14 protein-coding genes and 1 pseudogene are annotated in these 12,246 nt (G+C 65.3%); 2 read left to right on the top strand and 13 right to left on the bottom strand.

Annotation, left to right across the window (positions count from 1 at the left end; translation table 11 throughout):
* Window positions 1–9 precede the first annotated feature (9 nt).
* From C1H69_RS01050 to C1H69_RS01035, 4 genes and pseudogenes are all read right to left on the bottom strand, one after another.
* Window positions 10–420, bottom strand: coding sequence for a VOC family protein (locus C1H69_RS01050; protein WP_102651567.1), 411 nt, complete (start codon window positions 418–420; stop codon window positions 10–12).
* 61 nt (window positions 421–481) lie between these two features.
* Complete coding sequence (locus C1H69_RS01045; protein WP_102651566.1) at window positions 482–964, bottom strand: AAC(3)-I family aminoglycoside N-acetyltransferase; 483 nt, start codon at window positions 962–964, stop codon at window positions 482–484.
* 38 nt (window positions 965–1,002) lie between these two features.
* On the bottom strand, window positions 1,003–1,470 hold the full coding sequence (locus C1H69_RS01040) for a pyridoxamine 5'-phosphate oxidase family protein (RefSeq protein ID WP_102651565.1): 468 nt from the start codon (window positions 1,468–1,470) through the stop codon (window positions 1,003–1,005).
* A 32-nt stretch (window positions 1,471–1,502) separates the two neighbouring features.
* Window positions 1,503–1,589 (bottom strand): annotated as a pseudogene (locus C1H69_RS01035) (SDR family NAD(P)-dependent oxidoreductase); the annotation flags it as partial.
* 144 nt (window positions 1,590–1,733) lie between these two features.
* Between C1H69_RS01035 and C1H69_RS01030 the strand changes: the two are divergent.
* Both C1H69_RS01030 and C1H69_RS01025 read left to right on the top strand, forming a co-directional pair.
* Window positions 1,734–1,949, top strand: a complete 216-nt coding sequence (locus C1H69_RS01030; RefSeq protein ID WP_102651564.1) for a DUF3820 family protein — start codon at window positions 1,734–1,736, stop codon at window positions 1,947–1,949.
* A gap of 292 nt (window positions 1,950–2,241) precedes the next feature.
* Window positions 2,242–3,657: a PhoH family protein gene (locus C1H69_RS01025; protein ID WP_102651563.1), complete on the top strand. Its 1,416-nt coding sequence runs from the start codon at window positions 2,242–2,244 to the stop codon at window positions 3,655–3,657.
* Between the two features lie 33 nt (window positions 3,658–3,690).
* Here C1H69_RS01025 and C1H69_RS01020 read toward each other — a convergent pair whose 3' ends face one another.
* From C1H69_RS01020 to C1H69_RS00985, 9 genes are all read right to left on the bottom strand, one after another.
* Window positions 3,691–5,493, bottom strand: a complete 1,803-nt coding sequence (locus C1H69_RS01020) for a proton-conducting transporter transmembrane domain-containing protein (RefSeq protein WP_102651562.1) — start codon at window positions 5,491–5,493, stop codon at window positions 3,691–3,693.
* On the bottom strand, window positions 5,490–6,995 hold the full coding sequence (locus C1H69_RS01015; RefSeq protein WP_102651561.1) for a proton-conducting transporter transmembrane domain-containing protein: 1,506 nt from the start codon (window positions 6,993–6,995) through the stop codon (window positions 5,490–5,492). The genes C1H69_RS01020 and C1H69_RS01015 overlap by 4 nt, the downstream gene beginning before the upstream one ends.
* Window positions 6,992–8,485, bottom strand: coding sequence for a complex I subunit 5 family protein (locus tag C1H69_RS01010; protein WP_102651560.1), 1,494 nt, complete (start codon window positions 8,483–8,485; stop codon window positions 6,992–6,994). Before C1H69_RS01010 ends, C1H69_RS01015 begins: the two co-directional genes overlap by 4 nt.
* Window positions 8,482–9,153, bottom strand: coding sequence for an NADH-quinone oxidoreductase subunit K (locus C1H69_RS23765; protein ID WP_205738374.1), 672 nt, complete (start codon window positions 9,151–9,153; stop codon window positions 8,482–8,484). Before C1H69_RS23765 ends, C1H69_RS01010 begins: the two co-directional genes overlap by 4 nt.
* Window positions 9,154–9,168: 15 nt before the next feature.
* Window positions 9,169–9,393 carry a hypothetical protein gene (locus tag C1H69_RS01000; RefSeq protein WP_102651559.1) on the bottom strand — a complete coding sequence of 75 codons (225 nt, stop codon included), beginning with the start codon at window positions 9,391–9,393 and terminating at the stop codon, window positions 9,169–9,171.
* Window positions 9,394–9,531: 138 nt separating this feature from the next.
* Entirely contained in the window at window positions 9,532–10,734 is a 1,203-nt protein-coding gene (gene trpB, locus C1H69_RS00995) for a tryptophan synthase subunit beta (RefSeq protein ID WP_102651558.1), read from the bottom strand.
* Between the two features lie 91 nt (window positions 10,735–10,825).
* Window positions 10,826–11,131, bottom strand: a complete 306-nt coding sequence (locus C1H69_RS24030) for a UbiA prenyltransferase family protein (RefSeq protein ID WP_240609760.1) — start codon at window positions 11,129–11,131, stop codon at window positions 10,826–10,828.
* Window positions 11,121–11,465 (bottom strand): UbiA prenyltransferase family protein, encoded by a 345-nt coding sequence (locus C1H69_RS24025; RefSeq protein ID WP_240609759.1) that lies wholly within the window; start codon window positions 11,463–11,465, stop codon window positions 11,121–11,123. Before C1H69_RS24025 ends, C1H69_RS24030 begins: the two co-directional genes overlap by 11 nt.
* Window positions 11,466–11,496: 31 nt before the next feature.
* Window positions 11,497–12,165, bottom strand: a complete 669-nt coding sequence (locus tag C1H69_RS00985) for an alpha/beta hydrolase (RefSeq protein WP_102651557.1) — start codon at window positions 12,163–12,165, stop codon at window positions 11,497–11,499.
* Window positions 12,166–12,246: the final 81 nt, after the last annotated feature.

Raw genomic sequence — 12,246 nt, 5'->3', positions numbered from 1 at the left:
GAATCGGGGCTACTCATCCTTCGGCCCGACCCAGGCAAAGGGGTTGTGGGCGACTTCCCAGAGATACCCATCCAGGTCGGCGAAATAACCGGAGTAGCCGCCCCAGAAGACCTTCTGGCCGGGCTTGACCAGCTTGGCGCCGGCGGCGACCGCCTGTTCCAGCAACTCGTCGACTTCCGCTTCCGAAGCCAGGTTGTGCGCCAGGGCGATGCCGGTGAAGCCGCTTCCCTCGGGTGAGACGCCGGCGTCCTCGGCCAATGCTTCGCGGCCGTAGAGCCCCAGCCAGGTGCCGTTGAGAGTGAAGAAGGCCACCTCGGGCGGCGATTCCATGCGCGGCAGACCCAACCCTTCTTCGTAAAACCGGATCGACGCCTCGAGATCGCGGACGCCGAGCGTGATCATGCTGATCCTTGGCTTCATGCTGCTCTCTCCCGTACTGTTTCCAACTCGAACATGGCACCCTCCCTGGCAAGCGTCTCGTTTATCGTTGTCGGCTGGACGACCCTTGCCCCACTGGTACGGCGATATTGAAATGCAGCACGTCCTCGCGCGTGCCGAGCCGGGAATAGAGTTCGATGGCAGGAGCATCGCCGTGATCCGCCTGCACGAAGACCTCGTAGGCACCACGCTGAGCGGCGATGCCCTGCAGATGCAGGATCAATGCCGTGGCGATGCCCTGCCGCCGGTGCGCTCCGGCTACGGCCAGATCATAAATATAGATCTCACTGCGCTCCTGCTCGAACTTGTGCAGCACATAGGCGGCCAGACCACCCACTACCTCATCGCCCTTGCAAGCCACCAGGGCAATGAAGGTATCGCTGCCCAGCAGCCGACGCAGGTAATCCGAACCAGGGCGATTCCCGCTGTAAGTCTCCACGTCGTTGAAGACTTCTCCGAACTGCGTCAGCAATGCCTCCATCGGCGCGATGTCGTCAGGCCCGAGATGGCGAATAGTCAGCGACATGGATCATTCCCGATGTGCCTGCCCGGATGGGCGTGAGTTCAGTCATTCCAGCGCGGCTGTACGCCATAGGTGAGCATGGCGTTCGCGATCTGCTGCGCCTCGGTAACGTCCGGCGTCAGGTGGTAGCTGGGCGCCAGGATAGGCTCGACCTTGCCGATGCGAACTTCGATCACGCTATGGATGGGATACAACCCCTGGGTCAACGCTTCCAGAGGCTCGGCAAGTTCCCCATAGCGAGGATCGTCCTTGCGTACCACGCTCCCCTTGCCAAGCAGCTTGAAGCCCTTTTGCACGAAGATATCGACAAAACTCACGCAGACGTTCGCGTTGCCGAGCAGGTTGCGCGCACTGCCGGGCGAGGCAATGTTGGCGATGACCAGGCGTTCGTCGCCATGGGCGGCGAAGATCTCCTTGGGCGTGACGTTTGGGCAACCTTCACGGTCCACCGTGGCGAGCCAGCACAGCACGCTGCGCTGGATGGATTCCCTGATTTCATCCGTCAACATACGGGCCTCCCTCCGGCTCGTCAGTCAGCCGCCGCCCGCATGGGCTCGCCTGCCTGCTTCGCCAGTTCATACAGCTGGCGGCCAATCTGGCCGTCGGCACCAATGACCAGTGTTGTCATGAATTCTCCTTGCTGTCTGTTCCTTTGCAGGATAGCAGGTGCCGGAACGGGCCACGGCGACGGCTGGCGAGCGACGGCCCGACGTCGTAGAGTGTCGCCACGGCACAAGCCCCCACACTATAGATAGCAAAGGAGCGACAAGGAGTGAACCCCGAGGATCTGGAAACGCTGGTCACCCGCAGGATGCCGTTCGGCAAGTACGAGGGCTGGCTGATTGCCGACCTGCCCGGCCCCTATCTGAACTGGTTCGCCCGGGAGGGCTTCCCGCCCGGCGAGATCGGCCGGCTGCTGTACCTGATGCACGAGATCGACCATAACAGCCTCGGCGGGCTGCTCGACCCGTTGCGCCGGAACGCTTGACCGATCAGCCGACGTGGGACCCTCGGCCATCACGAAATGACCACCCGCAGCGACAGCGGTCGCCCGTCGTCATGCCGGAAGTTAAGGAAACTGACACAAAGCGTTGAAGCGTCTGAATGGCGGCCGGGAGCCGAAGGCTCCATGCTAGGGTCAAACGTCAGGACGACGGTTGAAGAGGAGGAACCAGCCTTATCGTAGGTGACACTGGCCATGCCAAGCGCCGGACTGTCAAACGACGGGAAGGCAAGTGGGCCGGTGTCGAAGGTGCCGTCTACTCAGGAGCGTTGCCCCGATGGTCCGACTCGATAAGAAAGCCAAGCGGCTCTATGTACTGGATACGAATGTCCTGATACATGACCCCGCTGCCCTGTACCAGTTCGAGGAACACGAGGTGGTCATTCCCATGACCGTGCTCGAGGAGCTCGACAAGCACAAGAACGGCCTGCGAGAGATCGCCCGCACCGCCCGCCAGGTCAGCCGCACTCTCTCCGACCTCACCAGCGAGGTCTCCTTCGACGAAATCCAGCAGGGCATACCCATCCCCCGTGCCGGTGGCGTCCCGCTGGGGCGGCTGCGTTTTCTCTGCTACCCCGACCTGAAGCCCCTCGAGCACCTCGAGGACAACCCCGACAACCATCTGCTGGCGGAAACCTGCCGACTGCGTGATGAGCGTCCCGATGCCTCGGTGATCCTGGTCACCAAGGACATCAACCTGCGCGTCAAGGCCGCCGCCTTGCGTATGCCGGTCGAGGACTACCTGACCGACCGCGCCTTCAGCGACAGCGACGCCATGCCCGACGGCGTGCGCATCTACCCCGACACCGAATCGGGCGGCAACGGCCCCTGGGATCAGTTGGAAGTCAACGTCGAGGTGGAGCGTGTCGACCACCACACCTTCTACCGCCTGGAGGGTCGTCCGCCCAGTGACTGGCATCTGGGCATGCTGGTTTCCGACAGCGAGAACGGCGCCGCCTTCGAAGCCATCATACGCGAGCTGGGCCCCAACCATGCCCGGCTGCAACTGCTCACCAACTACCGCCACAAGGCGGGCGCCTGGGGCGTTCACGCCCACGACAGTCGCCAGAACTTCGCCCTCAACCTGCTGATGGACGATGACATCGACCTGGTGACCATCGCCGGCAGCGCCGGTACCGGCAAGACCTACATGACCCTGGCGGCCGCCTTCCAGCAGACCCTGGATACCAAGCGTTTCGAGCGTATCGTCTTCACCCGGGCGCCGATCTCGATGAGCGAGGACATCGGCTTCCTGCCCGGCACCGAGGAGGAAAAGATGTCGCCCTGGATGGGGGCCTTCCACGACAACATGGACAACCTGCTGCGCGACGAGCACGACGGCAGCACCAGCTGGAGCGAGGATGCCACCCGCACGCTGATCGGCTCGCGGGTGCAGATCCGGGCCCCCGGCTTCATGCGCGGCCGGACCCTGAACGATACCTTCCTGATCATCGACGAGGCCCAGAACTTCACGCCCAAGCAGCTCAAGGCGTTGATAACCCGGGCGGGACGCAACACCAAGATTGTCTGCCTGGGCAATGTCGGGCAGATCGACACCCCCTACCTGACCGCCAACACCTGCGGCATGGCAGCCGTGGTCCAGCGCTTTCGCGACTGGGCCCATGCCAGCCATGTCACCCTGAGGAGCGTGGAGCGTTCGCGCCTGGCCCTGGCCGGCGAAGAACTGCTCTGAGGCACCGACGACCCGGCTGGAGTCAGGCCCGTCCTACTCCAGCCAGAACCCCACCAGCAGCAGAACGGCCACACCGATCATCAGCGGCACGGCCAGTCGTCGGAAGCCGCGCTCGTAACGGGTCACGTCACCGAGCCTTGCGACCACACGCTCCTCTTTTTCCACCAGCCGGGCGCGCAGCCGCGAGGCCCGTGATTCCATGTTCCTGCTGCCCTTCGCCAGCATGGCCAGCCCCCGGCGGGACAGGGCGGCATAGAGCCACCATAGATCCCCCGGCAGTAGCCGTCGCTTGACCCGCCACTTCCCTCGAACGGTGGCGGCACCCGCCACGGCCAGACACGCCAGCACCAGACCCACCAGTGTCGGCCAGAGCAGCCCGGGCAGTTCAGCCAGTGGAGGCCATGTCGCCCCCATTCCGGCCAGCGGTAACCAGAGCGGCACGCCGGCGGCACCGAGCACCACGAATAGCCAGGACAGTGGCATGGGGGCTCGCCAGGGAATGGTGTGATGTCCCCGCTCGCACCATTGGCGCCATAGGGCTCGCGCCATCAACAGCGTGGTCCCCACCGCGGCCAGGCTCAGCCAGGTCACCAGGAGGCCATGGCCACCGTCGTAGAGGACACTCTTCATGCTCCACTTCGCGGCCAGGCCCGAGGCCAGCGCGCCTGTCAGCGACAGCGCAGGCAGCGACAGCAGCGACCAGAGCAGCCAGGTGGGCAACCGGGGCGGGTGCTCGCTGATGCCGACGCCAAGGAATAGCGCGCCCTTGGTCATCCCGTGGTGGGCCGCGAACAGCACGACGGCCACCGACAGAGCCGGCCACAGGGCCGGTTCCAGAAGGCCAATTCCCACCAGCGTCGTGATCATGCCCATCTGGCTGACACTGGAATAGGCCAGCACCGCCTTGGGGTGTCGCTGGACGATACCCAGCAAGGTGGCGCCCAGGGCACCCGCCAGGCCCATGCCCAGCACCACCCGGCCCAACGGCTCGAGTCCGGCGTGGGGAACACCCAGCGGCAAGGTGCTCAGCCAGCCGATCAAACCCGCCTTGATCATTACGCCACTGAGCACCGCGCTGGCCGGCGTGGGTGCGACCGGGTGGGCCAACGGTAGCCATACATGCAGCCCCGCCACCCCGGCCTTGACGCCGAAGCCCAGCCACAGCAGCGTTGCCATCCACATGCCCTGCTCGGCCTCGGCAATGCCTTCGCGCAGACCGCTCAGGGTGCGCGCATCCGCCGTGCCGGCGGACCACAGCAGGCCGCCGAGAATCAGGGCTTCGCCGAACAGGGCCATGGCCAGGTAGGCACGGCCGCCCAGGTGGGCATCATGGTGGCCGGCATGCACCACCAGGCCATAGGCGGCAAAGGTCATCACCGTGAAGCCCAGGTAGAAGCTGGGTATGTCCTCGGCCAGGATCAGCAGCAGGTTGCCGGTCAGCGTCAACGGCCATAGCAGCGCCAGGCCCAGAAGCCGGCGGAAGGCATCGACATCGCCGGCTTCGGCAGCCTGCTGTTCGGCAATCAGGTAGCCCCGGGCATAGACACCGGCCGCTATCCAGAGCAGGGAGGTGAACAACAGCCAGGGGCGGCGAGCCTCGTCGAGGTGCCACTGGCCGCCCAGCAACCACCCCTCCATCAGCAGCGCCGTCTCGCCTGGCCACAGGGCCAGGGCAAGCGCCGGCAAGGGAGCCGAGGCCCATACCCTGTCCAGCAGTTCCGGCCGATGGCCGGGGCGGCCCAGGGCACCATGCTCCATCAGCATCCGCAGCGGATTGCGCAGGCTCACCAGCAGCGGCCAGAGCAGGGCCAGTATCATCGGGAGAGCCTCCGTCATCGCAGGTACTCCCCCGTGGCCATGATGGCGGCAAGATCCAGCGGACTGAAGGGCATTCCGGCCAGCAGGCCAGCCAGCAGGCTGAACAGGGCCGTGGCGGCCGTTGGCCAGAGCAGCCAGCCACTGGTTTCGAGGCGCCCCAGGTGCCGCTCCTCGGGCCACTCCCCACGACCATGCTCCGGCCCTGGGCGGAACCACAGGCGGTGCAGTATCGGCAGGAAATAGGCCGCGTTGAGCAGGCTGCTGGTCACCAGCACCGCAATGACCCAAGGCATGCCGGCCTGCACGGCACCCAGCCCCAGGTACCACTTGCTGACGAAGCCTGCCACGGGTGGCAGGCCAATCATGCCCAAGGCACCCACGGTAAAGGCCAGGCTGGTCAAGGGCATGCGCCGGCCCGCGCCGTCGAGCTCGTCGATGCGATGGATGCCAAGCTCCTCGGCATAGTTGCCGGCACAGTAGAACAGCGTCACTTTCATCAGGCCCTGGTGCATCAGGTGGACCAGCCCGGCAATGGTGCCGAAGGGGCCGAACAGGCTGATGCCGAGGACGATATAGGAAACCTGGCTCACCGTGGAAAACGCCAGCCTCGGCTTGAGCTCCTCCTGGGCCAGGGCACGGATGGAGCCGTACAGGATCGTGATGGTCGCCACCACCGTCAGGACCGTGAGCAGACCCAGTTCGAAGCTCAAGTCGATACCGTAGACATCATAGACCAGACGCACGATCCCGAAGGCGCCGGCCTTGACCACCGCCACCGCATGCAGCAGGGCGCTGACAGGGGCCGGCGCCACCATGGCCCGTGGTAGCCAGCCATGCAGCGGCACCAGGGCCGCCTTGACCCCCAGGCCAAGCAGCATCACGAGGAAAAGCCCGAACAACAGCGGATGGTAGTCGGGGCCGAGATCGGCCAGCACCTCCCGGTCGCCAAACGCAATGTCCCCCACCAGCGCATGCAGCGCCACCACCCCGAGCAGGAGAACCAGCCCCCCGGTCAGGGTGTAGCGTAGATAGAGGGAACCGGCGGCCAGCGCCCTGGGGTGTCCCCGGTGCACCACCAGAGGGTAGGTGGAGAGGGTCAGCAACTCATAGAAGAGCAGGAAGGTGAACAGGTTGCCGGCCAGCGAGATACCGACGGTGCTGGCAATGCACAGGCTGAAGAATCCGAAGAAGCGCTTGCGGTTGGGCGAGTCTTCCAGATAGCCGATGGCATAGATGGTGGTGGCCAGCCAGAGAAGCGATGACAAACCGGCGAAGGTGAGGCCCAGCGCATCCACCTTGAGCAGGAAGCGGACGCCGTCCACCACGGTGAAGCCGAATTCGAACGAGTGCCCCAGGTAGAACCCCACCACCATCAGGGCGACCAGTGCGAGCTTCACCAGCGCCGCCGACAGGTTCAGCACCGCACGGGCGCGCCAGGCCCGCTCCGGCAGGGCGAAGATGGCCGGCACCACCAGCAGGGAGGTGGCCAGCGTCGCCAGCGGCAGCCAGGCCTGGCTCATGACGCCCCGCCCGCCAGGCGCAGCAGCGCCAGCGGCCACTCCGCCAGCAGCCCCAGCAGCAGCGAGGACGATGCCACCACCAGGGCAATCAGGTCCATTCCCCAGGGTACCGGGCGGTAGTCATGGAGCGGCGCATCCTCGATGAACGAATAGCGGAACACGCGAAAGACATAGGCGGCGCTGAGCAGGGTCCCGATGGCCAGCACGACCAGCCAGGGCCACTGCCCGGCTGCCAGGGCGGCATGCAGCAGCAGCCACTTGGCGGTAAAACCGGCACTGGGCGGCAGCCCGATCAGGCTGATCGCCGCGATGCCGAAGCTGAGCAGGGAAAGCGGGAAGCGGCGGCTGGCCCCGGCCAGATCCGCTACCCGGGAGACGCCGGTCGCCAACAGCAGGTTGCCGGCAGCCAGGAACATGGCGGCCTTGGCCAGGCTGTGGGCGGCCAACTGCAGCCAGGTACCCTCCCAAGCAATGTCGGCGGCGACTGACGCGGTGCCGATGAGCAGCGGAAACCCCAGCAGCAGATAGCCGAGTTGGGCCACGGTGGACCACGCCACCACATCCTTGAGCTTGGCGGCCCGCCAGGCCATCAGCCCGCCCCATATCACCGCCGCGGCCCCCATGCCGCCCACCAGCCGGGCGGCGACGGCCGCGTCGGGCACCAGCACCAGCCACAGCTGCAGGGCAATGAAGAACGAGGCCTTGATCACCAGCGCCGCATGCAGGGCGCTGACCGGTGTCCAGGCAGACGCATGTACCGGCGCCAGCCAGGCATGCAGGGGAAAGGCCGCCGCCTTGAGCAGCAGGCCACCGCTCAGCAGTGCCATTGCCACCCATAGCACCGGCCCAGGTTCGGATACCGCCGCCAGGCCCACCAGGTCCAACCGTCCCCAGGCGCCCAGCAGCAACGTCACGCCCATCAGGAACGCCAGGGAACCCACCAGTGCCAGCAGCAGGTAACGCATACCAGCGGCCAGGGCCTCGACGCGGCCGGGCAATAGCATCAGCCCCACAGCCGTGAGCCCCATCAATTCCAGCCCTATGTAGAGTGCCAACAGGTCGGCGGCCAGCCAGATGAGGGACAGGCTGGTCACCAGCGTACCCAGAAGCGGCCACAGCCAGACAAGGCTGCCTTTCGAGGCATCCTCCACAGCGCGTAGATAGGCGGGTGCGTAGGCGGCGCTGGCCAGCGCCACGATCTGGGTAAGCATGAACAGCAACAGGGTCAAGGCATCGGCCCGCCAGTGCAACGTGAGGGAGCCAAGCTCCAGCACCCAGGCCTGTACCCCATGTTCCCGAACCCGCTGCAGCAGCCAGACGGCCACCATGAACGGCAGCAACCCCAGGAACACCGCGGGCCAGCCTCGTGACGGCCGGCAGATGGCACCCAGTATCCCCAGCAGCAGCGGCAGCCCCACCAGCAATATGACCGCCCAGCCACTGCCCGGCTGTGCCGGCTGGAAAACCAACAGCCCCAGGCGTTCGATCATGGCGCTCCCCCGCCACTTTCCGAACCCACGACCCGCTGGGCATCGAGCGTATCGAGGCGGCGTATCAACAGCGCACCCAGGACGGTACCCAGCAGAGCGACCATCAAGCCGGTCATGACCAGCCCGTGCCCCGCGGCAGTGGCCGCTTCGCCCACCAGGGTCATCAGCACCAGGAAGATGCCGGTGCCGATGATGTTGAATGCCAACAGGCGTCGCAGCAGGTGGCGATGCAGGGCGAAGGCCCATAGCCCCAGGCCGACCAGCACCTGGCCGCTCCATCGCGTAGCCGCGATACTGTCGCTGGCCGGCATGTCGGCCAGTGCGGTCGCGAGCATGCCCAGGGCGGCCAGGGCGGGAATCGATTGACCAAGCCCCCGCCGCCATGTCAGCACCACGGGGTCCTTCCAATGGGTCAGGCGTGTCTGTGGGGCTCCCCCGACAGGGCTGATGCCGAGCGCATGAAACAGGCAGGCACCGGTCAAGGCGGCTCCCAGCAGGATTTCCAGTAGCGCCAGCCAGATGAAACCCAGCCACCACCAGGTCAGCGCCACGGCCAGGGCAAAGAGAACGAAGAGCGAACAGGCGCGCACCAGATGGCGGTCGAACAGGACCAAGGCAGCCAGCAACACCGGAGGCATTGCCAGCAACACGTCATCGAGTGGGGGCATGGGCGGCGCGGCGCCTCATTGACCGTTGCGGTTGACGACCTTCTCTATCATGGCTTCGGTCTCGCTGCCTGGTCCCTCTTTCAGAAGGTCGACGGCTTCGTGATAGGGGCACAGGTAACGCTTGCAGGAAGCACAGAATACCTTGTCCCCCGGGTTGCGCACTTGCGACACGCGGTACAGGTGGCTGCCACAACTGGGGCAGGCCACCGGCAGGCGTAGATCCTCGGAAATATCGGACATCGTCACAGTCTCCTTGTGCTGAATGACAAAGGTTTCAGCATGAAACCTTGGGGTTCATCCTGCCTGACTCAAGCCCCCGTGGCCAACCTCTCCGACCGTGGGCGATCGACCAGGCCATCGGTCACCTTGTGGCCGGCGTCACAGGCCAAGCTTGCCCGCCACGTAATCGGCGTCCTTGTCACCTCGGCCCGAGAGGTTGATCAGGATATGCTGGTCCTTGGGCAGGGTCGGCGCAACACGCATGGCCCAGGCGACGGCATGGGCACTCTCGAGTGCCGGAATGATGCCCTCCACCCGGGAAAGCGTCAGGAAGGCGTCGAGGCACTCCTCGTCGGTAGCCGTTTCATAGTCGACACGACCCAATTCCTTGAGATAGCTGTGCTGGGGGCCGACACCGGGATAGTCCAACCCGGAAGCGATGGAGTGAACCGGCATGGGATTGCCCGCTTCGTCCTCCAGCACGTAGCAGGCCATGCCGTGGATCTCGCCGGGCTTGCCCAAGGTCAGAGTGGCCGAGTGGCGAGGGGTGTCGAGGCCTTCGCCTGCAGGCTCCACTCCCACCAGGTGCACCGGCTCATCGTCCAGGAAGGCGGTGAACATACCGATGGCATTGGAGCCACCGCCCACGCAGGCGGTGACATGGTCCGGCAGGCGTCCGTGGCGTTCCAGGAACTGCTCGCGGGCTTCGCGGCCGATGATCGACTGGAAATCGCGCACCATCTTCGGGAAGGGGTGCGGGCCCACCACCGAGCCGATGGCATAGATGAAGCTCTGGGGGTCCTTGAGGTACTCCTCGAAGGCGCTGTCGACGGCATCCTTGAGAGTCGCCGTGCCACGTGTCACCGCGACCAGCTTGCAACCCAGGATCTTCATCTTGGTGACATTGGGGTGCTCCTTCTCGATATCTACCTGCCCCATATGAATCTCGCAGGGAATCCCCACCAGGGCGCAGGCGGTGGCCAGCGCCACACCGTGCTGACCGGCACCGGTCTCGGCGATCACCTTGGTCTTGCCCATGAACCTGGCCAGCAGCGCCTCGCCCAGGCAGTGATTGATCTTGTGGGCACCGGTATGGTTCAGGTCCTCGCGTTTGAGGTGAATCTGCGCCCCGCCAAGCTTCTCGGAGAGCCGCCGGGCGTGGAAGATTGGGCTAGGCCGGCCCACGTAGTCGGCAAACAGTTCGGCGAGTTCCTGCTGGAAATCTTCGCGGCCGCGGATCTCTTCGTAGGCCGCGTCGATCTCGTCCATGACCCGCTTGAGTTCGGGCGGAATGAACTGCCCCCCGAAACGGCCGAAGAAGCCCTGGGCATCGGGGAGATTAGCAAAGGCAGAAATGCTCATGAAATAGGTCCTGACAGCAACGGAATATCATCGGGTCATCTTGCCCAGCCAGGCCGTTGCTGTCGAGACAGACCTTGGGCGAGAGAGGCCCTCAGGTAGCCAACCATAGCCCTGCATTGAGCAGGGTCAAGCTGCCCAGCAGTACCACGACGTTCAGTCCCATCAATGGCAACAGGGGCGGGAGCTCCCCCTCCTCCACCACATCCGGCAGCTGCCATAGCCCCCACGCCAGCCTGGATGCGGCCGGCAACGCCAGCCACATCAGCCAGGCCAGGCCGGGCAACGCACCCACGAGCCAGCCCAATGGCACGACCAGGAAGGCGGACACCACCAGGAAGGCCGCCAGCCGCGCAGCGCGACACGCGCCCAGACGAATCGCCAGGTGGTCACGTCCCACTCGCCAGGCACAGCCTCGCGGCCAGCTTCACTGCCGAGGCGGCCGCCGGGTTTTCCGGAAGCGACCCGCTGCCGCCGGAAAAGGGGGTCCGGGTGGTGGTACTGTCCAACCCGCTCGTGAAGTCGTGATGCTCGTTGAACAGGTTGACCGAGGCATGGGCCAGCAGTGCGCCCACCATGACCAGCAGGACGTCGATACCCATCGGCGCATGACCATCGTGCCAGGCACTGGTAACCGCCAGGCCGGCACACAGGGGCGCCAACAGCAGGAAGTTGGGGCGGCTACTGCGCAGGGAAGCACGCAGGACCGAGCCTTCCACGGGGCTTGTCCTCATGGGAGGGGTTCCTTTCAGGGGGGCAATGCCGTCAGCGCGCCAGCCGTTCGCTCAACCACTTGCCGATGTCGCCGACCTGCTGCGGGCAGACCGCATGGGCCATGGGGTAGCAGCGGTAATGCGCGGGGTAGCCCAGCGCCAGGAGCTTGTCATAGCCGGCACGACCCAGGGCTTCCGGCACGACCGGGTCGAAGCTGCCATGGTGGACCTCGATGGGCAGGCTGCGATTCGCCTCGGCCAGGGCGATGGTATCCACGGTGGCAAAGTAGGTGGAAAGCGCCAACAGGCCGCCCAAGGGCCGGGAGAAGGAGAGCGCTGCATGATAGGCCACGGCACCGCCCTGGGAGAATCCGGCCAGAATGATCCGCCGGCTATCGATGCCATGATCGATCTGCTCTTGCATCAGCGCCTGGATATGGCTGGCGGACGCGACCAGCTGCACCTCGTCGACACGCCGATCGAGGCTCATTTCCAGGATGTCGTACCAGGCCGGCATCATCATGCCGCCGTTGATGGTCACCGGCAGGCGTGGCGCATGCGGCAGGATGAAGCGTACGTTCGCATCGGCAGGAAGCTGTAACGCCGGGGCCAGCGGCTCGAAGTCGTGGCCATCGGCGCCCAGACCGTGAAGAATGAAGACACAGGCATCGGCGGGCTTGCCGGTCCTGGGCTCGATGATCAGTTCATCGTGGCTACTCATGAGCTTGGTTCCAGTCAACGAAGGAAGAGGCGAAAAGCGATACCCTAACGCAAAGCCCAATCTACCGCGAGCGGGCAGCCG

This window comes from Billgrantia endophytica (assembly GCF_002879615.1).
GTDB lineage: Bacteria > Pseudomonadota > Gammaproteobacteria > Pseudomonadales > Halomonadaceae > Halomonas > Halomonas endophytica.
The sequence above is the reverse complement of the archived record's forward strand: the minus strand, read 5'-3'. Positions and strand labels throughout refer to the sequence as shown.

Bases quoted from the DNA above. Each gene is read 5' to 3' on its own strand.
- C1H69_RS01050 (WP_102651567.1), bottom strand. From the start codon at position 420: ATGAAGCCAAGGATCAGCATGATCACGCTCGGCGTCCGCGATCTCGAG.
- C1H69_RS01045 (WP_102651566.1), bottom strand. From the start codon at position 964: ATGTCGCTGACTATTCGCCATCTCGGGCCTGACGACATCGCGCCGATG.
- C1H69_RS01040 (WP_102651565.1), bottom strand. From the start codon at position 1,470: ATGTTGACGGATGAAATCAGGGAATCCATCCAGCGCAGCGTGCTGTGC.
- C1H69_RS01025 (WP_102651563.1), top strand. From the start codon at position 2,242: ATGGTCCGACTCGATAAGAAAGCCAAGCGGCTCTATGTACTGGATACG.
- C1H69_RS01020 (WP_102651562.1), bottom strand. From the start codon at position 5,493: ATGACGGAGGCTCTCCCGATGATACTGGCCCTGCTCTGGCCGCTGCTG.
- C1H69_RS01015 (WP_102651561.1), bottom strand. From the start codon at position 6,995: ATGAGCCAGGCCTGGCTGCCGCTGGCGACGCTGGCCACCTCCCTGCTG.
- C1H69_RS01010 (WP_102651560.1), bottom strand. From the start codon at position 8,485: ATGATCGAACGCCTGGGGCTGTTGGTTTTCCAGCCGGCACAGCCGGGC.
- C1H69_RS23765 (WP_205738374.1), bottom strand. From the start codon at position 9,153: ATGCCCCCACTCGATGACGTGTTGCTGGCAATGCCTCCGGTGTTGCTG.
- C1H69_RS01000 (WP_102651559.1), bottom strand. From the start codon at position 9,393: ATGTCCGATATTTCCGAGGATCTACGCCTGCCGGTGGCCTGCCCCAGT.
- trpB (WP_102651558.1), bottom strand. From the start codon at position 10,734: ATGAGCATTTCTGCCTTTGCTAATCTCCCCGATGCCCAGGGCTTCTTC.
- C1H69_RS24025 (WP_240609759.1), bottom strand. From the start codon at position 11,465: ATGAGGACAAGCCCCGTGGAAGGCTCGGTCCTGCGTGCTTCCCTGCGC.
- C1H69_RS00985 (WP_102651557.1), bottom strand. From the start codon at position 12,165: ATGAGTAGCCACGATGAACTGATCATCGAGCCCAGGACCGGCAAGCCC.